Genomic DNA, 20,676 nt, shown 5'->3' on the forward strand with positions numbered 1-20,676 from the left:
CGGTGCCGCGGGTACCGGCCTCGACCGTCGGCACGGCGGAGCCGGCAGGATTGAGGGGGCGCGCCGTTGGGCATGTGGCCGACCATGGACGAGCAGCGCACCCCGGTGGCCCGCCCGCGGGCCGGCGCACCGGCTGATCCCGAACCCCCCGGGAGCACGCGATGAGCGACGTGCAGACCGGCACCGTACGCACCAACGTCCCGGCCCGGCTCGACCGCCTCCCGTGGTCGCGCTGGCACTGGATGATCGTCATCGGCCTGGGCACCGTGTGGATCCTCGACGGTCTCGAGGTCACCATCGTCGGGAACCTCTCCGGCAAGCTCGCCGAGCCGGGCAGTGGGCTGGACATCACGCAGAGCCAGGTCACCGGGCTGGCCGCCGCGCTGTACGTCGCCGGCGCCTGCACCGGGGCGCTCTTCTTCGGCTGGCTGACCGACCGGTTCGGCCGCAAGAAGCTGTTCATCCTCACCCTGGCCGTCTATCTCCTGGCCACCGCGATGACGGCCCTGGCCTTCGACAGCTGGTGGTTCTTCCTGTTCCGGTTCCTCACCGGCCTCGGCATCGGCGGCGAGTACGCGGCCATCAACTCCGCCATCGACGAGCTGATCCCGGCACGGCACCGGGGCCGGATCGACATCGTCATCAACGGCACCTTCTGGCTGGGCGCGGCGCTCGGCGCGCTGCTGACCGTACCGCTGCTCAACGGCCTGCCGACGGCCCTCGGCTGGCGGGTGGCGTTCGGCCTCGGCGTGGTGCTCGGCCTGGTGATCCTGCTGGTCCGGCGGCACGTGCCGGAGAGCCCGCGGTGGCTGTTCATCCACGGCCACGGCGAGGAGGCCGAGCGGCTGGTCAGCTCGGTCGAGCAGGAGGTGAGCCGCGAGACGGGCCGGCAGCTCGACGAGGTGGACGACCACATCACCATCCGGCAGCGCCGCAGCACCAACTTCATGGCCATCGCCCGGACTCTCTTCGCCCGCTACCCCAAGCGGGCCGTGCTGGGCTTCGCCCTCTTCATCGGGCAGGCGTTCCTCTACAACGCGATCACCTTCGGGTTCGCCCAGATCCTGCAGACGTTCTTCGACGTCCCGCCCGGCAACAGCGGCTACTACTTCGCGGTGATCGCCGTCGGCAACCTGCTCGGCCCGCTGCTGCTGGGCCGGCTCTTCGACACCGTGGGTCGGGTGCCGATGATCGCCGGCTCGTACATCGTGTCCGGTCTGCTGCTGCTCGGCACCGCCTGGCTGTTCCACTCCGGGGTGCTCACCGCGACCACGATGACCGCCTGCTGGTGCGTGGTGCTCTTCTTCGCCTCCTGCGGAGCGAGCGCCGCGTACCTGACGGTCAGCGAGATCTTCCCGATGGAGACCCGGGCCATGGCCATCGCGTTCTTCTACGCGATCGGCACGGCGGTCGGCGGCATCACCGGCCCGCTGATCTTCGCGAAGCTGGTCGGCTCCGGGGAGGTCGGCCAGACCACGCTCGCGTTCGTCCTGGGCGCGTCCGTCATGATCATCGGTGGGCTCGTGGAACTCGCGCTCGGCGTCCGGGCCGAGGGGCGCTCGCTGGAGGACCTGGCGACACCGCTGAGCGCCGAGGAGGCGCAGGTGCCCGGGCAGCGCGGCGCCGGCACGCCCACGCCGGCCCCGGGCGTGGCCACGGGCTGACCCGCCGTCCCGCTCGCGCCGCCCCCGCCCGGACCTCCGGCGGGGGTGGCGCGCGTTGCGGGGTACGCCGGCTCAGAGCAGCGGGCAGGACTCCCGCCAGGCGTCGAGGGCGCGCTGCTTGCGGACGGACGCGAAGCCGTAGCCGACCGTCGTGACGCAGAAGTCGGCGGTCGAGCCCGTGTACTCGACGTGGAAGACCGGCTTGCCGGCCTCGACGAACGGCAGCAGCTTCGCGCACTGGCCCAGCCGGACGCACTCCTCGTTGACCGCGAAGTCGAAGTCGGGCGCGAGCGCGGCGACCTGGGGCACGTCGTTCATCAACCCGGGGGAGAGGTCCAGCGACCGAGCCAGCCGGGCCAGGCGCCGGTTGAACAGCAACTGGTCGTCGAAGGCCAGGGGAAAACCCGACCGGTGCAGGTACGCGTCCGCGTCGGCCAGCGCCACCGCACCGAACCCCTTCCCGCGGCAGAGCCGCAACCGGTCGGTCAGCGCCGGCTCCAGCGCATCCCACCGCCGGACGTCCAGCCAGCGGCTCTGGGGACGGCGACCGGCCGCGCCCCGGACGCCGTTCGGGAAGCGGGTCGCGTCGGGATCGTCGGGCACCACCGATCCGACGTGCACCTGGCACACCAGCCGCCGGTCGCGGGCGCGCAGCGCCGCGGTCTCCGCCGTGGTGGTCCGGACCGGGTCGAGCAGGAAGACGTTCGCGTCCACGTCCGTGTCGAGCCGGCCGGTGAGCTGCCACTGCCACTGCCAGTGGCGGGCCGACCCGGCCGGCCACGGGGTGGGCGCTCCCGGCGGGGCGACCTGCACCCGGCACCCGTACGCCGGAGCGAGCAGGACCAGGACGGCGCCGGCGGCCAGGGCGCGCCGCAGCCGGACGGCGCGTCGCCGCAGCCGGATCCGCATCGGCAGCTCCCGGGTCCCGGACGGCGCTCCGCCGCCCGCGCCGGTACGCCGTCCCCACGCCGGCGTACCTCACCCGGTGCAACGAGCGCGGACCGGCCGGCGACTCGCCGGGTCAGCGCGGCGTGGCGAAGTCCTGGGTCCAGTACGGCCCGTTGCTGCTCGCGATGCCCACGCCGATTTCGGTGAACGCGCAGTTCAGGATGTTGGCCCGGTGTCCGGGGCTGTTCATCCAGGCATCCATGACGGCGGCCGGCGTCTTCTGGTTCCAGGCCACGTTCTCGCCGTAGGTGCGCCACTCGTAGCCCACCCGCTCGATCCGCTCGCCCGGGTCGCTGCCGTCGCTGCCGTCGTGCGACATGTCCTGGTGGTCGGCCTGGTCCTGGCTGTGCCCCTGGGCCGCGGTCATCAGCTTGTCGTCGATGCTCACCGGGTTGCAGCCGGCCTTCGCGCGCTCGGCGTTCACCAGGTCCACCACCTCACGCGCCTGGGCGCTCACGCCGGTGGCCGGGGCGGCCGTGGTGCTGCCGGTGCTCGGCGCGGCGCGGCGCTCGACGCCGCCCCGCGACGGCGCCGTGGTCCGCGACGCCGCCGGGGTGGGCCGGGTCGTGGTCCGGCTGGCCGACGGGGCGGGCCGGACGGTGCTCGGCGAGGCGGTCGGGGAGGGAGCGGTCGGCGGCTCGACGGGCGCCTCCTCGGTGGGCAGGGCCGGCGCGGCCGCCACGGTGTCGTCGACCGCGCTCGGGCCGGGTGAGCCGCCCTCGTCGCCGCCGGGAAGGGCGAGGGCGCCCACACCGAGGCTCACCACGAGGGTCGCCGCCGCGGCGGCGCCGCCGATGAGCAGGGGCCGGGGGAAGCGCCGCCCGGACGTCCGGTGCCGTCCCTCGGAGCCGGCCGGCCCGGCGTCGGCGGGCCGCTCCCAGGTGTCACCCGGTCGGGCGGCGCCCCCGTCCGGCCGGTGGGTGTCGTGCGGGGTCACCGGATGCATCGGCGCCGTGGCGTCGACCGCCCGCAGCGCGCCCGTGGGCGCCTCGTCCCACCCGCCGGGCCGCGGCCCGTACGCCGGGCTCCCGGCGACGTGCCCGTCGACGCGGTCGTCGGTGTGCCCGGCCGCCCAGTCGTCGGTGTGGCCGGCGGCCCAGTCGCCGGTGTGCCCGGCCGCCCAGTCGCCGCCGGTCCCGCCGGCCCAGTGGCTCTCGGACGGCCACGGCCCGCCGTCCCGCCGGTCGTCCGCGGGTCCGTCCGCCGGCCACCCTGCGGAGCCCCGCGGGTGGCCGGCGGACCCGGGACGGGCCTGCTCGCCGGCCCAGCCACCGGTGGGGAGGTCCCGGTGGTGGTCGCCGGTCGGGCGCCCGTCGTGCGGCGCCGGCTCCTCGTGCCACCGGCCGGCCGGCGCGCCGCGCCACGCCTCCGTCGCCTCCTGGCGCCAGGTCTCCGTCGGCTGGTCGAGGCGCCGGTCGTACGCCGGCTCGTCGTGCCGCCCGCCGTCGGGCTGGTCGCGCCACGCCTCGGCGGGCTCGTCCGGGTCGTCGCCGAACAGGTAGGCCGACCTCGGTGCCGGACGATCGGTCAGCCAGGCGGGCTCGCCGCGAGGGGGCTCCGGGCGCCGGGTCGCGCCATCCGGGTCGTTCGGGTCGGTCCAGCCGTACACGCCTCAGCCTCCAGGGGTCGGTTGCGGGCCGGCAAGACGCTACGGGTGCGCCGCGACCTGCGGCAACGTGGCTAAGAAAGAGTTAAGGGGAACTCGGACGCCGGGGTGCGGACTTCGCGCCATTGCGGGCGTACAGTTAGGGTGTCCGGACAGAGCGTGTCCGTGCCTCCTGGCAAACCCCCCGGCGAGTGGGCAGGTCGACGTGGAGATGATCTACGGCCTGCGGGAACTTGACGAAGGAGGGGTTTGCGGCTCAATATATAGGTGTCGCCAGTCGCGCCCGGCCATGCCCAGATACAGCTGGAATGGCAGTCGCGAACACGTGGGCGCGCGTTGGCCGGCCTTTCCGGCAGCGCATATCAAGGAGTCAACATGGCGAAGGCCCTCTACGGCCACGTAGGTGCAGCGCCCGACCGGCGTCTGCTCGACGAGGTCACCCGGCTGCGTGCCAGGGTTCAGGCACTGGAGTTCGAGCTCGCGCGTGTGCGTGCCGAGAACGATCGGCTCGCCGCCGCCGCGGCGGAGGCGGATGATCTGCTCCGGCTCGCCGAGCCCGCACTGACCTGATCCAGACACGCGGAAAACTGAATCGCACCACGCAGAAATCGCGCGCCGACACCTGTGTGCCGGCGCGCAGCTTTGTCTCCGCGCACCTTTGCGGCCGCCATTCTTTCGATCTTGCCGAGAACCGGCACGGAAGTGCGCCGGGCGCTATCCGGAATGCGCCGCCGCGCCACGGGCCGCGAACGGCCCCAACCTTTTGCGAAGGACGCGTCCGCGAGGCAATTTCGGCACCGCCGCCAGCCGGGTCCGGGCCGCTTGGCCCGCGTACGGGGCGGGTCGCGTACCGGCGCCCCGGGTGTCCCGGGTTAGTCTGCGGGATCAGCAGGTGCGCAGCCGGCGACGGCACGGCGGCCACCGGACGAGGATCGAGAAGGTGCATCTCAAGAGCCTGACGGTGAAGGGATTCAAGTCCTTCGCCTCCGCGACGACGCTCAAGCTGGAGCCGGGGATCACCTGCGTGGTCGGCCCGAACGGCTCCGGCAAGTCCAACGTCGTCGACGCCATCGCCTGGGTGCTCGGCGAGCAGGGCGCCAAGGCGCTGCGCGGCGGCAAGATGGAGGACGTCATCTTCGCCGGCACGGCGGGCCGGGCGCCGCTGGGCCGCGCCGAGGTCACCCTCACCATCGACAACACCGACGGCGCGCTGCCCATCGAGTACACCGAGGTGTCGATCACCCGCCGGATGTTCCGCTCGGGCGAGAGCGAGTACGAGATCAACGGCGACTCGTGCCGGCTGCTCGACATCCAGGAGCTGCTGTCGGACTCCGGCATCGGCCGGGAGATGCACATCATCGTCGGTCAGGGCCGGCTCGACGGGATGCTGCACGCCAAGCCGGAGGACCGGCGCGCGTTCATCGAGGAGGCGGCCGGCGTCCTCAAGCACCGCAAGCGCAAGGAGAAGGCGCTGCGGAAGCTCGACGCGATGCAGACCAACCTCAACCGGCTCACCGACCTGACCACCGAGCTGCGCCGCCAGCTCAAGCCGCTCGGCCGGCAGGCGGAGGTGGCCCGCCGGGCCGCGGCCATCCAGGCCAACCTGCGCGACGCCCGGCTGCGGCTGCTCGCCGACGACCTGGCCACGCTGCGGACCACGCTCGACAAGGAGATCGCCGACGAGACCGCGCTGCGGGAGCGGCGCGAGCAGGTCGAGGCCGAGCACGACGAGGTGCAGCGCCGCCTCGGCGAGCTGGAGGCGGCCCTCGCCGAGGACGCCCCGCTGCTCGCCGCCGCGCAGGACACCTGGTACAAGCTCTCCGCCCTCCAGGAGCGGTTCCGCTCGATCGAGCAGCTCGCCCGGGAGCGGCTGCGCCACCTCAGCGCCACGCCGGACGACGAGCGGCCCGGCCGCGACCCGGACCAGCTCGAGGCCGAGGCCGAGCGGGTGCGCGAGCAGGAGGAGGAACTGCGCGCGGCCCTCACCGACGACCAGATCCGGCTCGCCGAGGCCGTCGAGCACCGCCAGGAGCTGGAACGGCAGCTGGCCGCCGCCGAGCGGGAGCTGGTCGCGGCCGCCAAGGCGATCGCCGACCGGCGCGAGGGCCTGGCCCGGCTCACCGGCCAGGTGAACTCCGCCCGGGCCCGCACCACCAGCGCCGGCGAGGAGATCGAGCGGCTCGCCGCGGCGCACGCCGACGCGCTGGCCCGGGCCGAGAAGGCGCAGGCCGACGTCGACGCGGTGGCCGCCCAGTCCACCGAGGCCGACCGGGACAACGCCGACCTCGACGAGCGGCACGCCGAGGCGGTGGCCGTCCACGAGCGGGCCCAGGCGGCGGTGCGATCCCTCTCCGACGCCGAGCGTGCCGCCGAGAAGGACGCCGCCACGTGGAAGGCGCGCGAGGAGGCCCTCGCGCTCGGCCTGCGCCGCAAGGACGGCGCGGGCGCCCTGCTGGCCCGCGCCGGTGACGTACCCGGCCTGCTCGGCAGCCTCTCCGGCCTGCTCACCGTCGCTCCCGGACACGAGGCCGCGCTCGCCGCCGCGCTCGGCGGGCTGGCCGACGCGGTGGCCGTGACCGGGGTGGACGAGGCCGTCGAGGCGATGCGGCTGCTGAAGATCTCCGACGCCGGGCGGGCCGGCCTGCTCGTGGGCAGCCCCGCCGGCCCGGGCATGGACGGCACGGCGGACGCGCTGCGCCCCAAGCTGCCCGACGGCGCGCGGTGGGCGCCAGACCTGGTCGAGTGCGCCGAGCAACTGCGGCCGGCGGTGCACCGGGCGCTGCGCGACGTGGCGCTCGTCGACGACCTCGCGGCGGCCGCCGAGCTGGTCGCCGACAACCCCGAACTGCGGGCCGTCACCCCGGACGGCGACGTGGTGGGGGCGTACGCGGCGGCCGGCGGGTCGGCGAAGGCGCCCAGCTTCATCGAGGTGCAGGCCGCCGTCGAGGAGGCGCGGGCCAACCGGATCACGGCCGAGCAGACCGCCGCGGAGCTGCGCGACCGACTCGTCGAGGCGCGGGCCGAGGTGGCCGCCGCCAAGGACGCCGTACAGCACGCCGCCGCCGCCAAGCGGGAGGCGGAGAGCCACCGCAACGCCGCGGCCCGGCGGCTGGCCGAACTCGGCGCGGCGGCCCGGTCGGCGAAGGCGGAGACCGAGCGCCTCGGCGAGTCCCGTTCCCGGGCCGAGGCCGCCCGCGAGCGGGACCTGCTGACCCTGGCCGAGCTGGAGGAGCGGCTGCGGCTGGCCGAGGAGACCCCGGTCGACGCCGAGCCGTCCACCGAGGAACGGGACCAGCTCGCCGCCATGGTGCCGCAGGCCCGGCAGAACGAGATGGAGGTCCGCCTCGCGGTGCGTACCGCCGAGGAGCGCGTCTCCTCGATCGCCGGTCGGGCCGACTCGCTGCGCCGGCAGGCCACCGCGGAGCGCGCGGCGCGGGAACGGGCGGCCGCCCGGCGGGCCGCGCGGACCCGGGGCGCGGGCATCGCGCGGGCCGTCGCGGGCGGGGCGCGCGAGGCGCTCACCCGGCTCACCACGTCCATCGCCACCGCCGAGGAGCACCGGGACGAGGTGGCGCGGGAACGCGCCGCCCGGGAGGCCGAGCTCCAGGAGGTACGCGGCGCGGCCAAGCGGCTCGGCGCCGAGCTGGAGCGGCTGACCAGCCAGGTGCACCGCGACGAGGTGGCCCGCGCGGAGCAGCGGCTGCGCATCGAGCAGTTGGAGGCGAAGGCGGCCGAGGACTTCGGCCTCGACGTGGAGAGCCTCGTGGCCGAGTACGGCCCGGACCAGCCCGTCCCGCCCACGCAGGCCGACGTCGCCGCCGCCGAGCGCGACGGCCTGCCGGTGCCCGAGCCGGTCCGTTACGAGCGTCCGGTGCAGGAGAAGCGCGCCGCCAAGGCGGAGCGGGAGCTGGCCCTGCTCGGCAAGGTGAACCCGCTCGCGCTGGAGGAGTTCGCGGCGCTCGAGGAGCGCTACAAGTTCCTCTCCGAGCAGTTGGAGGACCTGAAGGCGACCCGTCGGGACCTGCTCACCGTCGTCAAGGACGTCGACGACCGGATCCTCGAGGTCTTCGCCAGCGCGTTCGCCGACACCGCCCGCGAGTTCGAGCAGGTCTTCGAGGTGCTCTTCCCCGGCGGCGAGGGGCGGCTCGTGCTCACCGACCCGGACGACCTGCTCACCACCGGCGTGGAGGTGGAGGCCCGGCCGCCCGGCAAGAAGATCAAGCGGCTGTCGCTGCTCTCCGGCGGCGAGCGGTCCCTCACCGCGGTGGCCATGCTCGTGGCGATCTTCCGCGCCCGGCCCAGCCCGTTCTACATCATGGACGAGGTGGAGGCGGCGCTCGACGACGTGAACCTGGGACGGCTCATCACGCTCCTGGCACAGTTGCGGGAGAAGAGCCAGCTCATCGTCATCACGCACCAGAAGCGCACCATGGAGGTCGCCGACGCGCTCTACGGGGTGACCATGCGCGGCGGGGTCACCCAGGTGATCAGCCAGCGGCTCAACCGGGCCGCGGAGGACGGGCAGGAGAACAACGGGTGAGTCGGGAACGCGCCACGGCGCTCCTCGTGGACTTCGACGGTGTGCTGCGCCGGTGGGATCCGGCGGTCGCCGCCGGGGTGGAGCGCCGCTACGGCCTCGCCCAGGGGGTGCTCACCGAGATCGCGATGCAGTGGGGACGGCTCCAGCCCGTGCTCACCGGCCAGGTGAGCCACGCCGACTGGGTGACCAGCGTGGCCGACGCGCTGGCCGAGCCGGCCGGCGGGGTCGAGCGGGCCCGGGCCGCCGTCGAGGAGTGGCAGCGGTACCGGGGCGAGGTCGACACCGCCGTGCTCGACTTCGTCCGGGAGGCGCGCGCCGCCGGCATCCGGGTCGGCCTGGCCACGAACGCCACCGACCGGCTCGACGACGACCTCGCCGCGCTCGACCTCACCGACGAGTTCGACGCCGTCGTCAACTCGTACCGGCTCGGGGTCAACAAGCCCGCCAAGGAGTACTTCCAAGCCGCCTGCCAGGCCGTGGCCACACCGCCGGACCGGGTGCTCTTCACCGACGACGAGGACTGGTCGGTCCGGGGCGCCCGGGCGGCCGGGCTGTCCGCGCACCGGTGGACCGGCACCGGCGACCTGCGCTACCTGCGGGCGGCGCTCGCGTACTGAGCCGGGACGGCGGGGCGGCCCCGGTCGGCGGGGATCAGTCCAGGCCCGGCACCTCCGTCACGGTGAACGGTGGCGTGGGCACGGCGGCGTTGAGCTGACTGTTGACCCAGAGCAGGCGACCCGCGTCCCGGGCCAGAGTGGTGGGCGACTGCTCCAGCGGCGCCGGCTGCGAGCGAGCGACCACCCGGGCGGCCCGCCGATCGGCGTCGAGGATCGCCACGTTCACCGCGAAGTGCCAGCCGCCCCGTCCGTCGGGGAAGTTCACCACCCCGTAGAGCCGGTCGCCGTGCAGCAGCAGGCCGTCGGCGCCCATCTGACCGCCGCGCACCTCGACGACGGTGGCCGTACGACGCCGCAGGTCCACCCGGTAGAGGCGTTCGCTGCCGGGATCGCCCGTGCCCTGGTCGGCGACGAGGGCGAGCCGGCCGTCCGCCGTGGCGACGATCCCGTTCAGGAAGCCCGGCGCCGCGGGCAGGTCGTGCGCCGTGAGCCACGGGGTCAGGTCGCCGACCGCGGCGCCGTCGAGGGCCGCGCGCCAGACGGTTCCGGTGGCCGAGTCGGTGACGTAGACAGCCTCGTTGGTGACCACCAGGTCGTTGAGTGCGGCGCCGGCGAGGGCCACCCGCCGGGCCAGCAGGAGACCGCTCGGTGAGTACACGAAGAGGGTGCCGGTGTCCCAGCCGGCGACGAAGAGCCGCCCGCGCCGGTCCGTGTGCACTCCGGCGGCGCTCGTCCGGCCGTGCGAGCCGGCCGGCAGGAACGGCCGGAGCACCGGCTCACGGATGTCGCCCCGGTAGACGGCGCCGCTGGTGACGCTGGTGACGTACATGACGCCCTCGGCGGTGACGGTGATGCCCTCGGGCCGTACCCCCGCCTCACGTGACACGACATAGGTGTCCGGGCGGCCGGCGGGGGCGTCGACGGGGTGTCCGACGGCGACGACCAGAAGGCTGAGAGCGGCGGCGGCCGCCGCGAGTGGAGTGGTCATACGGGGAGGCTCCGCCGTCCTCGTTCCGGCCACCACGCCCTTTCGGTCGAGGCTGAAAGGTGGCTACGGTCGGCGGCATGGTGACCCTGCACCTGAACGCCGCGGATCTCAGCCGGACCACCGTGCGGTCCGTGCCGTCGGTGCTGCTGGAGTTGGCCGCCGCCGGGCAGCGCCTCTTCCGGGCGGCGGTGCCGGAGCATCTCGTTCCCTGGCGGGCGCGGACGCGGGCGGCGCTCCGCCCCTCGATGCGCCCCTACCTCGACCTGTGCCGCCTGCCGGGATGGTTGCCGGACTTCGTCACCCCGCCGGGCCTCGGCGGCGTGTTCCCGACCGCCCTCCGTGACGTGGCCGGCACGCCGCCGGCGCGGCTGGCGCTCGAACTGGCCCCCCGCGTCGAGGCCGGCGACCTGCCGTCACGGGTCGCTGCCCTGGCCCGCGCGGAGCCGGTCGCCCGGCAGGCTCTGCTGGCGGCGATGCGGGCGTTCCACCACGTGGCGGTGGCGCCGTACTGGGCGGCGATCACCGGAGCGGTGCAGGCGGACCGGGTCTTCCGGGGGCAGGCTCTGGCCGAGACGGGGATCGACCGGGTCCTGCGCGACCTCAGCCCCGTCCTGTCCTGGCGCGCGAACGGGACCGGATACGAGCTGTCGTACCGGTGCGAGCACGGGATCGAGCTGGACGTGGTGCCGGACGGCCGGGGTGTGACGCTGGTGCCGAGCTACTTCCTCGCGCAGCCCAGCATCCTCGACGACCCGGACGGTCCGCTCGTCCTGGCGTATCCGGTGCGCCCCACCCGGCGGGAGCCGGCCACCGGTGAACCGCTGGCCGCTCTGCTCGGGCGGACCCGGGCGACGGTGCTGGGAATGACCGCCGACGGTCCCAGCACCTCGCAGTTGGCGTCGGCGCTGGGCATCTCCGTCGCGTCGGCCAGTCAACACGCGTCGACGCTGCGGGCGGCCGGTCTCATCACCTCGCACCGTGACGGAGTGACCGTTCGCCACACGCTCACTCCGCTGGGCGGGCACCTGCTGCGGGCGGGGCGGCCCGGGTGACGCGCGGGTGGTTCAGTCGCCGGTGACCCCGTCGATGCGCTCCCGGATCAGGTCGGCGTGGCCGTTGTGCCGGGCGTACTCCTCGATCATGTGCACGTAGACCCAGCGCAGGCTGAACGTGCGCTTCTTCGGGCCCACCTCGGTGAAGGTTTCGTCGAGCGACCGGCCGGCCGCGGCGGCTCGCGCCAGCTCGACCTCCCGGTGGAAGGTCGCGAAGTCCGCCGCGGCGTCGGCCTCCTCGACCGTGAAGTCGGCGTCCGGGTGCTCGGGGGTGAAGTACGGGTAGTCGACCGGCTGGCCCGCGAAGTTCTCGCGGAACCACCACGCCTCCACCTCGGCCATGTGCCGGACGAGCCCCAGCAGGGTGAGCCCGGACGGCTCGACGCTGGCGGTGCGCAACTGCTCGGGGGTCAGGCCCGCGCACTTGAGCAGCAGGGTCTGCCGGTGGTAGTCGAGCCAGCTCTCGAGCATGGCGCGCTCGTCGCCGACGGTGATCTCAGGGGTCCGGTCGATGGCCGGTGCGGTCCACGTCATGCCGGACATCCTGGCGGGTGGCCCCGACAACGCGCGACGGGGTTTGGTCAGGGCACCACGACGACGGGCCAGCGGCCGGTGCGCACCAGCCGGGTGGCGACGGAGCCGACCAGCCGGTGACCGGCCTGCTCCGACGCGCCGACGACCACCATGTCCGCCTGGAACTCGTCGGCGGCGTCGCGCAGCTCGACGTACGGGTCGCCCCGTCGGCAGACGAAGGTGATCGGCAGGCCCAGTTCGCGTGCGCCCCGCTGGATCTCCTTGCGGATCTCCGCGGTCAGCTCGTCCTGGGTGCGCTGCACCGCCCCGGCGTCCACCCCCGGCAGCAGGGTGGTGAAGCCGTTCGGCGAGTTCACGAACACGACCACGAGTGCCGCACCCTGCCGTCGGGCCAGGCCGGCCGCGTACGAGCCGGCCCGTTCCGACGTCCGGGTGCCGTCCACACCGACGAGGACCACCCGGGGACCGTCCGTGCCGCGCTCGAACGGCAGCGGCCGCGCCTGCGGGCCGTACTCCTCGCGGTCGGGCGCTCCGACGCTCATGATCCTCTCCCTCACTCGGCCGTACGCCCGGCGGCGACGGTGACGGTCGACTCCCGTTCAGGTGCAACGCCTGCGGCGTCGCCGTTGTGCCGGCGCAGCGGCACCTCCTTGATGAAGCTCACGGCGATGAGCGCGATCAGCGCGAGCGGCGCCGCGGCGAGGAAGATGTCGCCGGCCCCGTGCCCGTACGCGCTCTCCACGACGGCGCGGATCGGGGCGGGCAGTGTGCGGACGTCGGGCAGCGCCCCTCCGCCGGCGGAGCCGGAGGTCGTCACACCGAGCCGTCCCATGCCCTCGGCCAGGTAGCCCGTGACCTTGTGGGCGAGCACCGCGCCGAGCGCCGAGACGCCGACCGCGCCGCCGAGGCTGCGGAAGAACGCCACGACCGAGCTGGCCACGCCGAGTTCGTGCGCGCCCACGGTGTTCTGCACCGCCAGGACCAGGTTCTGCATGGTCATGCCGAGCCCGACGCCGATCAGGGCCATGTAGCAGCTCAGGAGCGGGAAGCTCGTGTCCGCACGCAGCGTGCCCATGAGCGCGAAGCCGGCGGTGAGCAGCGCCGAACCGGTCACCAGGTACCGCTTCCAGCGGCCGGTCCGGGTGATCACCCGGCCGGTCAGGGTCGACGAGACCAGCAGGCCGAGGATCATCGGCAGCGTCATGAGGCCGGACATCGTGGGGCTCTGCCCGCGACTGATCTGGAAGTACTGGCCGAGGAAGACCGAGGCGCCGAACATGCCCACGCCGACCGCGACGCTCGCGACGGTGGCCAGGGCGATGGTGCGGGAGCGGAACAGGCGCGGCGGGATCATCGGCTCGGCGGCCCGGGTCTCCACCCGGATCGCGAGCGCGCCGAGCAGCAGCGCGCCGCCCACCATGGCCACGGTCGGCAGGGACAGCCAGGCGAACTGGTCGCCCGCGAGGGAGACCCAGATCAGCAGCACCGACACCGCGGCGGTGATGAGGGTGGCGCCCCACCAGTCGATCTGCGCCTTGCGGCGGACCACCGGCAGGTTCAGCGTCTTCTGGAGCACCACGAGCGCGGCGATGGCGAACGGCACGCCGACGTAGAAGCACCAGCGCCAGCCGAGCCACGAGGTGTCGACGATCACGCCGCCGACCAGCGGGCCGCCGATGGTGCCGACGGCCATGACGGCGCCGAGGTAGCCGCTGTACCGGCCGCGCTCACGCGGGGCGATCATGGTCGCCATGATCACCTGGGCCAGAGCGGTGAGACCGCCCGCGCCGACGCCCTGGAGGACGCGGCAGGCGATCAGCTCGGCGGTGCCCTGCGCGGCGCCGGCCAGCACCGAACCGAGAACGTAGATCAGCAGCGCCACCTGGACCAGCACCTTCTTGCTGGTGAGGTCGGCGAGCTTGCCCCAGATGGGGGTGGTGGCGGTCGTCGCGAGCAGGGCCGAGGTGACCACCCAGGTGTACGCGGACTGGCCGCCGCCCAGCTCGGTGATGATCCGCGGCAGCGCGTTCGAGACGACCGTCGAGGAGAGGATCGCGACGAACATGCCCAGCAGCAGGCCGGAGAGCGCCTCCAGCACCTGCCGGTGGGTCATGTTCGGGGCGGCCGCCCGCGTGGGCGCTGTCGCCTGGGTCATCGTGGCAGCCTCCGGAAGGAAGTCGAAGGGACAGGGTGGGCGAGCCGCGGGGTGTGACGCCCGAGGCACACATTGCCCGAGGCAACCGTATGCATTGGTTGCCTGAAGCAACAACTAGTCGGACGTCACGGGTATTCCGTGCGGTCGTGGATCGACCCGCGCGTGCCGTCCGGCGACGTCAGGCGCCGCCGATCAGGACCAGGCGTCGTTGAACCGGGCCAGCAGCCGGCCGAACTCGGCCACGTCCTCGGTGGGCCAGCTCTCCAGCACCCGCCGGATGTGGCCCATCCGTGCGGCCCGTGCCGCGTCGAACCGGTGCTGCCCCTCCTCGGTGAGGCTCAGCTGGGAGGCCCGCCGGTCGGTCGGGTCCGGCGTCCGGCGGACCAGGCCGAGCGCCTCCAGCCCGCGGATCTGCCGGCTGAGCGTGCCCTTCCCGATCCCCAGCCGGCCGGCCAGCTCGGTGAGCCGGACCGACTCGTACCGGCGGAGCCAGAGCAGCAGCCCGTACGCGTTCGGTTCGAGGTTCGGGTGCACCTCGCGGGCGACCTCCCAGGAGACCGCCCGGCCGCGCCGCAGCAGCGCCGTCAACTCGTGCTCGACCTCGCGGAGCGTCTCCGCCTGCTCGTCCACGCCGTAGAGGGTACGGTCCCGGACCGCTCAGGCCGCGTCGGTCAGCCGTTGCCGCATCACCGGCCGCAGGTGCCCGTCCTCGGTGGTGCCCTCGACGGTCACCTCCGCGCCCCGGCCGCGGTGCACGAGGGTGGCGACGGCGTTGCCGAAGTACGGGCCGGCCAGCTTCCGCCAGCGCACACCGGGACGGCGTACCCCCGCCGAGCGGGCCAGCGCCCGGGCGGCCCCCGCCGGGCCGGGCGACCAGCCGAGCCGCATGAGCGGACGTATGGCGGCGGGCACCTGGTTGTGGATCGGCGAGCAGGTGAGCTGGTGCACCGGTGTCGTCACGGCCGGGTCGTCGAAGCGGGCCCGGGCCACGTACGAGTGGTGCACGTCACCGGAGAGCACGCTGATCGACGCGGGCGGGGCGTACGCCGGCCCGGCGCCCACCGGGTCGCCCGGCGCGCCCGGCGTGCCGCTGCCGATGTGGGCGAACGTGGCGCCGAGCGCCTCGAAGGACCGGCGGAACGCCGCCCAGTGCTCCAGGTCGAGCGCCCGGCGCAGCTTCTCCGACAGCCGGGCGACCCAGGGCCGCCCGGAGTCCGCCAGCTTCTCGTTCCACGACTCCACGTGGTGGATGCCGGGCGGCAGCAGCCAGGGCAGCGACGCGCCGACCACGAGGTGGTCGTAGACGCCGTACACCTGGTCGAGGAACCAGGACCACTCGCCGGGGGGCAGCATCGCGCGGTTGCCGGCGTCGAGCACCCGGCTGCACCGGTTGTCCAGCATCACGAGCCGGGTCCGGCCGAGATCCAGCGCGTAGCTCCACTGGTACTGCACGGCCCGCCAGCGCTCGGTGTCGTGGGCGAGGTCGGACTCCTGGTCGACGCGGTGCCCGAACTCCCGCAGCACCCCGGTGGCGTCCTCCGCGGCGCTGACCTTCGCGAAGACCGGGTCGGCGGCGATCTCGTCGGGGGTGAGGTTGCCCAGGTGCTGGTAGACCCAGTACGAGGCGAGGCCGCTGCCGATCCGCTCCGCCCACCACGGCTGCCGCCGCAGCTCGGCACGCCAGGAGGCGGAGGTGTTCCAGTCGTCGATGATCTCGTGGTCGTCGAAGATCATCACGCTCGGCACGGTGGAGAGCAGCCAGCGGATCTCCGGGTCCCGCCACGACTCCAGGTAGAGCTTCGTGTACTCGTCGAAGCTCACCACCTGGTCGGTCGGCGCCCCGCGCGGCCGCCGCCGGCGACGCCGGAGCAGCCGGCGCACCGTGGGCGAGGTCTCGTCGGCGTAGACCTGGTCGCCGAGCAGCACCAGCAGGTCGGGGAGCGCGGCCGGGTCCGGGTCGGCGATCAGCCGCCGGGCGTACGCGTCCAGCGCGTCCGGGGGCAGCTTGCGGGCCGTGGCGTGCTGGGTGGTCTCCCGGCAGGAGCCGAAGAGCAGCCGGACCGGCTGGTCGCGGTCGTCGGCGGCGCGGGTGCGGATCACGCTCGGCGGGAAGTGGGAGCGGGGCACCGGCCACGCCACCTCGTCGTCGATGAGCACCTCGTACGTCGTGGCGCTGTCCGGGGTCAGCCCCTCCACCACGACGAGCGCGTAGTGGTGGTCGTACGCCGAGAAGGTGGGCGCGGTGCCGGTGGCGCCGTCGGCCGTGCGGACGGTGACCACGGCGGGCGCGGAGGTCTCGACCCAGACGGTGGCCCGCGTGCCGACGACCCGGCGTAGCAGCGGGCCGATGAGCAGATGTGCGGCGGGCATGGCGGACCTCCGGGATGAGCGGACTTCATCTTTACTACCCGGCCGGCGGTCGCACCACTGCTGGCTGTGACCGAGCCTACGCCGCGTCCGGACGTGTTCCCGGGAGCGGTGGCTGGGACGTCCTCGCCGGCATCTGACAGGATTTCGGCATGACGGAATACCTCCTCATCGCACTCGCCCTGCTCGGCGTGCTGATCCTCGGCACGCTCGGGCTGGTCGTGCCGCGCCTGCGCCGCCGCCCGGAGCCACCGCTGCCGACGACGGAGGTCGAGACACGGGCGGAGGAGGACCTCGCCGGCCCGCCGGTCGAGGCGCCCGAGGCCGAACTGTCGACGGGCGTGCTCGTCGAGCCGCCGCCCGTGGTGGAGGCGCCCGCGCCCGTGCTGGAGGTGCCGGAGCCGACCGCCGGCCGGCTCGTGCGGCTGCGCACCCGCCTGTCCCGCTCGCAGAACGTCTTCGGCAAGGGCCTGCTCGGCCTGCTCAGCCGGGAGCACCTCGACGAGGACACCTGGGAGGAGATCGAGGACAGCCTCATCACCGCCGACGTGGGCGTCGACGCGACCCGGGAGATCGTCGATCGGCTGCGCGAGCGCACCCGGGTGCTGGGCACCCGCACCGTCGGTGAACTGCGCGCGCTGCTCGCGGCCGAGCTGGTCAACGCGCTCGACCCGACGCTGGACCGCGCGCTCCGGACCACGGGCCGCGACGGGGTCCCGGCCGTGCTGCTGGTGGTCGGGGTCAACGGCGCCGGCAAGACCACCACCTGCGGCAAGATCGCCCGGGTGCTCGTGGCCGACGGCCGCAGCGTGGTCCTCGGCGCGGCCGACACCTTCCGCGCGGCGGCGGCCGACCAGCTGGAAACCTGGGGCGGGCGGGTCGGCGCCGAGACGGTGCGCGGCCCGGAGGGCGCCGACCCGGCGAGCGTCGCCTTCGACGCCGTCCGGCGGGGCATCGACACCGGCGTGGACACCGTGCTCATCGACACGGCCGGCCGCCTGCAGAACAAGGTCGGCCTGATGGACGAGCTCGGCAAGGTCAAGCGGGTCGTCGAGAAGCACGGGCCGATCGACGAGACCATCCTCATCCTGGACGCCACCACCGGCCAGAACGGCCTGGAGCAGGCGCGGGTGTTCACCGAGGTCGTCAACGTCACCGGCGTGGTGCTCACCAAGCTCGACGGCACCGCCAAGGGTGGCATCGTGATCGCCGTGCAGCGCAAGCTCGGCATCCCGGTGAAGCTCGTCGGCCTCGGCGAAGGGCCGGACGACCTGGCGCCGTTCGACCCGGCGCAGTTCGTCGACGCGCTCCTGGGCACCGAGACCGCGGCGCGGGACGCGTAGTCTCGGGTGAGCACCGACGATCGCGCGTACGCGGGTTGGCGCGACCCCAGCCACCCCTCGCAGCGCCTGGGGAGACCGTACGTGACCTCGCAGGAGATCCCGCTGCACGGCGGCAACGTGAGCACCGTCGTCCGGGTCGGCGACACGGTCCGGCGCAACGCCGGCCCGTGGACCCCCGCGGTGCACGCCCTCCTGCGCCACCTGGAGTACGTCGGGTTCACCGGCGCCCCCCGCGCGCTCGGCATGGACGAGCGCAACCGGGAGGTCCTGTCGTACCTGGAGGGGGAGTGCGGGGAGTACCCGCTCGCCCCCCACTGGGTGACGGACGAGGCGCTCGTGACGGTCGCCACGATGCTGCGGATGTTCCACGACGCCCAGTACGGCTTCGCCCCGCCGCCGAACGCGGTCTGGCGGTCGTTCGGGCCGCCGCCGCCGGACACCGAGGTGATCTGCCACCACGACGCGGCACCGCACAACGTCATCTGGCGGCCGGACGGCACCCTGGGGCTCATCGACTTCGACCTCGCCTCGCCCGGCGCGCGGATCTACGACGTGGCGTACGCGGCGTGGACCTGGGTGCCGATCTTCTCCGACCGGGACTCGATCACGCTCGGCTGGAAGCACCCCGACCGGCCGCGCCGGCTGCGCCTCTTCGCCGACGCGTACGGGTTGATCCCGCGGGACCGGCACCGGCTGATCCGCACCATCCGCAAGCGGATCGTCGACCACGTCGAGGGGATCCGCCGGATGGCGGCCGCCGGCGACCCGGCGTTCGTCCGGATCGTGCACAAGGGCCACCTGCGCCGGCCGATGCGCGACCTGCGGCTGCTCGACTACGAGCGGCACGCCCTGGAGAACGCGCTGCGCTGACCTCCGGCGGTGGATCACGCCGGTCGGCCGATCCACCGCCGTCCACGTCTCGTGCCGTCACACGCACGAAACAGCCCGTCACGGAACGGAAACCGGCCGGGGTCGCTGGGTGAAACAGCCGGCGACGAGGCTTCCCGCAGCCGGCGTACGGGCGACGCTGCCCCGGAAGCCGCGAAGGAGGGAACCTCACCCATAGGAGGCCAGCGTGCCTGACGCACCGACGATCGACCCCGGCAACACCGTGTGGCTGCTGGTGTCGACCGCGCTCGTGCTGCTCATGACGCCCGGGCTGGCGCTGTTCTACGGCGGGCTCAACCGGGCCAAGGGCGTGCTCAACATGATGATGATGAGCTTCACGGCCATCGGGCTCATCTCCGTGCTGTGGTGGCTATACGGCTTCAGCATCGCCTTCGGCAGCGATGTGAACGGGTTCTGGGGCGACCCGGCCGCGTACCTCGGCACCCGGACCTTCCTCGCCGAGACCGACCTCTGGGGCGCGACCGCCGACAACCCGAGCGGGATCGGCGTCCCGCTGTACGTCTTCATGGCGTTCCAGATGGTCTTCGCGGTGATCACCGTGGCGCTGATCAGCGGCGCCGTGGCCGACCGTGCCCGGATCGCCGGCTGGCTGCTGTTCGCCTTCGGCTGGGCGACCCTCGTCTACTTCCCGGTCGCGCACTGGGTCTGGGGCGGCGGCATCATCGGGGGCGATCTCCACGCGCTCGACTTCGCGGGCGGCACCGCCGTGCACATCAACGCGGGCGCCGCGGCGCTGGCCGTCGCGCTGGTGCTCGGCAAGCGGCTGGGCTGGCCCCGGGAGGGCATGAAGCCGCACAACATCCCCCTCGTCGCGCTCGGCGCGGGCCTGCTGTGGTTCGGCTGGTTCGGGTTCAACGCCGGCTCCGAACTCACCGTCGACTCGGTCGCCGGGCTGGCGTTCCTCAACACCCAGCTGGCCACCGCCGCCGCCGTGCTCGGCTGGATCGCGGTCGAGTGGGTCAAGGACCGCAGGCCGACAATGGTGGGCGCCTCCTCGGGCGCCGTCGCCGGGCTGGTCGCCGTCACCCCGGCCTGCGGGTTCGTGGCACCCTGGGCGTCCGTGCTGCTCGGCCTCGTCGCCGGCGCCGCCTGCGCGTTCGCGGTCGGCCTCAAGTACCGGCTCGGGTTCGACGACTCCCTCGACGTGGTCGGCGTGCACTTCGTCGGCGGCTGGATCGGCTCGCTCTGGCTCGGCCTGTTCGCCACCAACTCGGTCAACGGGGCGATCACCGACGTGGTCGGCGCCTCGGACGGCCTGTTCTACGGTGGCGGGCTGACCCAACTGGGCCGGCAGGCCCTCGCGGGCCTGATCGTGAGCGTCTGGTCCTTCGGCGTGGCCTGGGCTATCGCCTTTGCCATCGAGAAGACCATCGGCTTCCGCGTCCGCGCCGAGGCCGAGGTCGGCGGCATCGACATCGCCGAGCACGCCGAGAGAGGGTACGACCTCTCCCCGGCGGGCGGGAGCGGCGGCGCCTTCGCGATGGCCGGCATCGCACCGGCCGCGGCGTCCCCGGGAGCCGCGACGGGCGGCGGTACCCCGGCGGGCGAACCCGCCGAGCCGGTCGGCGAGAAGGTCGGCGGTTAACGTTTCTCCGATGGAGGGGTTGGACATGAAGCTGGTGACCGCGGTCATCAAGCCCTACCAGCTGGACGCCGTGAAGGAGGCCCTGCACGCCCTCGGCGTGGCCGGCCTGACGGTCAGCGAGGTCCAGGGGTACGGGCGGCAGAAGGGGCACACCGAGGTCTACCGGGGTGCCGAGTACACGGTCGAGTTCCTGCCCAAGATCCGGGTGGAGGTGCTCACCGACGAGATCGACGTCGAGAAGGTCGTCGACGCCATCGTGGGCGCCGCCCGCACCGGCAAGATCGGTGACGGGAAGGTGTGGGTGACGGCGGTCGACGAGGTCGTCCGCGTCCGCACCGGCGAGCGCGGCCTGGACGCCCTGTAGGACG

At 73.8% G+C, this 20,676-nt stretch carries 17 protein-coding genes; 9 read left to right on the forward strand and 8 right to left on the reverse strand.

The window, feature by feature from the left end:
- The first annotated feature begins 161 nt into the window (after nucleotides 1-161).
- Nucleotides 162-1,664, forward strand: a complete 1,503-nt coding sequence (locus tag ACSNOA_RS08415) for an MFS transporter (RefSeq protein WP_436657368.1) — start codon at nucleotides 162-164, stop codon at nucleotides 1,662-1,664.
- A gap of 72 nt (nucleotides 1,665-1,736) precedes the next feature.
- On the opposite strand, the gene ACSNOA_RS08420 is transcribed toward ACSNOA_RS08415, so the two are convergent.
- Both ACSNOA_RS08420 and ACSNOA_RS08425 read right to left on the reverse strand, forming a co-directional pair.
- On the reverse strand, nucleotides 1,737-2,573 hold the full coding sequence (locus ACSNOA_RS08420) for an endo alpha-1,4 polygalactosaminidase (RefSeq protein ID WP_436657369.1): 837 nt from the start codon (nucleotides 2,571-2,573) through the stop codon (nucleotides 1,737-1,739).
- 112 nt (nucleotides 2,574-2,685) lie between these two features.
- Nucleotides 2,686-4,221 (reverse strand): CAP domain-containing protein, encoded by a 1,536-nt coding sequence (locus ACSNOA_RS08425; RefSeq protein ID WP_436657370.1) that lies wholly within the window; start codon nucleotides 4,219-4,221, stop codon nucleotides 2,686-2,688.
- A gap of 372 nt (nucleotides 4,222-4,593) precedes the next feature.
- Here ACSNOA_RS08425 and ACSNOA_RS08430 point away from each other — a divergent pair, with 372 nt between their 5' ends.
- From ACSNOA_RS08430 to ACSNOA_RS08440, 3 genes are all read left to right on the forward strand, one after another.
- Nucleotides 4,594-4,788, forward strand: a complete 195-nt coding sequence (locus tag ACSNOA_RS08430; protein ID WP_436657372.1) for a hypothetical protein — start codon at nucleotides 4,594-4,596, stop codon at nucleotides 4,786-4,788.
- 370 nt (nucleotides 4,789-5,158) lie between these two features.
- Nucleotides 5,159-8,758 carry a chromosome segregation protein SMC gene (gene smc / locus ACSNOA_RS08435; RefSeq protein ID WP_436657374.1) on the forward strand — a complete coding sequence of 1,200 codons (3,600 nt, stop codon included), beginning with the start codon at nucleotides 5,159-5,161 and terminating at the stop codon, nucleotides 8,756-8,758.
- Nucleotides 8,755-9,375 (forward strand): HAD-IA family hydrolase, encoded by a 621-nt coding sequence (locus ACSNOA_RS08440; RefSeq protein WP_436657375.1) that lies wholly within the window; start codon nucleotides 8,755-8,757, stop codon nucleotides 9,373-9,375. Before smc ends, ACSNOA_RS08440 begins: the two co-directional genes overlap by 4 nt.
- 34 nt (nucleotides 9,376-9,409) lie before the next feature.
- On the opposite strand, the gene ACSNOA_RS08445 is transcribed toward ACSNOA_RS08440, so the two are convergent.
- Nucleotides 9,410-10,363 (reverse strand): SMP-30/gluconolactonase/LRE family protein, encoded by a 954-nt coding sequence (locus ACSNOA_RS08445; RefSeq protein WP_436657376.1) that lies wholly within the window; start codon nucleotides 10,361-10,363, stop codon nucleotides 9,410-9,412.
- Nucleotides 10,364-10,440: 77 nt separating this feature from the next.
- Here ACSNOA_RS08445 and ACSNOA_RS08450 point away from each other — a divergent pair, with 77 nt between their 5' ends.
- Nucleotides 10,441-11,415, forward strand: coding sequence for an ArsR/SmtB family transcription factor (locus ACSNOA_RS08450; protein ID WP_436657377.1), 975 nt, complete (start codon nucleotides 10,441-10,443; stop codon nucleotides 11,413-11,415).
- A 12-nt stretch (nucleotides 11,416-11,427) separates the two neighbouring features.
- Here the strand turns inward: ACSNOA_RS08450 and ACSNOA_RS08455 are convergent, their stop codons facing one another.
- From ACSNOA_RS08455 to ACSNOA_RS08475, 5 genes are all read right to left on the reverse strand, one after another.
- Nucleotides 11,428-11,949, reverse strand: a complete 522-nt coding sequence (locus ACSNOA_RS08455) for a DinB family protein (RefSeq protein ID WP_436657378.1) — start codon at nucleotides 11,947-11,949, stop codon at nucleotides 11,428-11,430.
- A gap of 47 nt (nucleotides 11,950-11,996) precedes the next feature.
- Complete coding sequence (locus tag ACSNOA_RS08460; RefSeq protein ID WP_436657379.1) at nucleotides 11,997-12,491, reverse strand: universal stress protein; 495 nt, start codon at nucleotides 12,489-12,491, stop codon at nucleotides 11,997-11,999.
- A gap of 11 nt (nucleotides 12,492-12,502) precedes the next feature.
- Nucleotides 12,503-14,104: an MDR family MFS transporter gene (locus tag ACSNOA_RS08465; RefSeq protein WP_436657380.1), complete on the reverse strand. Its 1,602-nt coding sequence runs from the start codon at nucleotides 14,102-14,104 to the stop codon at nucleotides 12,503-12,505.
- 192 nt (nucleotides 14,105-14,296) lie between these two features.
- Complete coding sequence (locus ACSNOA_RS08470) at nucleotides 14,297-14,734, reverse strand: MarR family winged helix-turn-helix transcriptional regulator (RefSeq protein WP_436657381.1); 438 nt, start codon at nucleotides 14,732-14,734, stop codon at nucleotides 14,297-14,299.
- 27 nt (nucleotides 14,735-14,761) lie between these two features.
- Nucleotides 14,762-16,474, reverse strand: a complete 1,713-nt coding sequence (locus tag ACSNOA_RS08475) for an alkaline phosphatase D family protein (protein ID WP_436657382.1) — start codon at nucleotides 16,472-16,474, stop codon at nucleotides 14,762-14,764.
- A 149-nt stretch (nucleotides 16,475-16,623) separates the two neighbouring features.
- Here ACSNOA_RS08475 and ftsY point away from each other — a divergent pair, with 149 nt between their 5' ends.
- The 4 genes from ftsY to ACSNOA_RS08495 all read left to right on the forward strand — a co-directional run bounded on the left by ftsY (nucleotide 16,624) and on the right by ACSNOA_RS08495 (nucleotide 20,672).
- Nucleotides 16,624-17,814, forward strand: coding sequence for a signal recognition particle-docking protein FtsY (gene ftsY / locus ACSNOA_RS08480; protein WP_436657383.1), 1,191 nt, complete (start codon nucleotides 16,624-16,626; stop codon nucleotides 17,812-17,814).
- Between the two features lie 6 nt (nucleotides 17,815-17,820).
- Nucleotides 17,821-18,684: a phosphotransferase gene (locus ACSNOA_RS08485; protein ID WP_436657384.1), complete on the forward strand. Its 864-nt coding sequence runs from the start codon at nucleotides 17,821-17,823 to the stop codon at nucleotides 18,682-18,684.
- Nucleotides 18,685-18,889: 205 nt separating this feature from the next.
- On the forward strand, nucleotides 18,890-20,308 hold the full coding sequence (locus ACSNOA_RS08490) for an ammonium transporter (protein WP_436657385.1): 1,419 nt from the start codon (nucleotides 18,890-18,892) through the stop codon (nucleotides 20,306-20,308).
- 25 nt (nucleotides 20,309-20,333) lie between these two features.
- On the forward strand, nucleotides 20,334-20,672 hold the full coding sequence (locus ACSNOA_RS08495; RefSeq protein WP_281599076.1) for a P-II family nitrogen regulator: 339 nt from the start codon (nucleotides 20,334-20,336) through the stop codon (nucleotides 20,670-20,672).
- Nucleotides 20,673-20,676 lie beyond the last annotated feature (4 nt).

It is taken from the genome of Micromonospora sp. URMC 103, from assembly GCF_051386435.1.
In the GTDB taxonomy this organism is placed as follows: Bacteria; Actinomycetota; Actinomycetes; order Mycobacteriales; family Micromonosporaceae; genus Micromonospora.

Excerpts from the sequence above, each read along its gene's own strand:
- ACSNOA_RS08415 (WP_436657368.1), top strand. The coding sequence starts at position 162 with ATGAGCGACGTGCAGACCGGCACCGTACGCACCAACGTCCCGGCCCGG.
- ACSNOA_RS08420 (WP_436657369.1), bottom strand. The coding sequence starts at position 2,573 with ATGCGGATCCGGCTGCGGCGACGCGCCGTCCGGCTGCGGCGCGCCCTG.
- ACSNOA_RS08430 (WP_436657372.1), top strand. The coding sequence starts at position 4,594 with ATGGCGAAGGCCCTCTACGGCCACGTAGGTGCAGCGCCCGACCGGCGT.
- ACSNOA_RS08445 (WP_436657376.1), bottom strand. The coding sequence starts at position 10,363 with ATGACCACTCCACTCGCGGCGGCCGCCGCCGCTCTCAGCCTTCTGGTC.
- ACSNOA_RS08450 (WP_436657377.1), top strand. The coding sequence starts at position 10,441 with ATGGTGACCCTGCACCTGAACGCCGCGGATCTCAGCCGGACCACCGTG.
- ACSNOA_RS08455 (WP_436657378.1), bottom strand. The coding sequence starts at position 11,949 with ATGACGTGGACCGCACCGGCCATCGACCGGACCCCTGAGATCACCGTC.
- ACSNOA_RS08460 (WP_436657379.1), bottom strand. The coding sequence starts at position 12,491 with ATGAGCGTCGGAGCGCCCGACCGCGAGGAGTACGGCCCGCAGGCGCGG.
- ACSNOA_RS08465 (WP_436657380.1), bottom strand. The coding sequence starts at position 14,104 with ATGACCCAGGCGACAGCGCCCACGCGGGCGGCCGCCCCGAACATGACC.
- ACSNOA_RS08475 (WP_436657382.1), bottom strand. The coding sequence starts at position 16,474 with ATGCCCGCCGCACATCTGCTCATCGGCCCGCTGCTACGCCGGGTCGTC.
- ftsY (WP_436657383.1), top strand. The coding sequence starts at position 16,624 with ATGACGGAATACCTCCTCATCGCACTCGCCCTGCTCGGCGTGCTGATC.
- ACSNOA_RS08495 (WP_281599076.1), top strand. The coding sequence starts at position 20,334 with ATGAAGCTGGTGACCGCGGTCATCAAGCCCTACCAGCTGGACGCCGTG.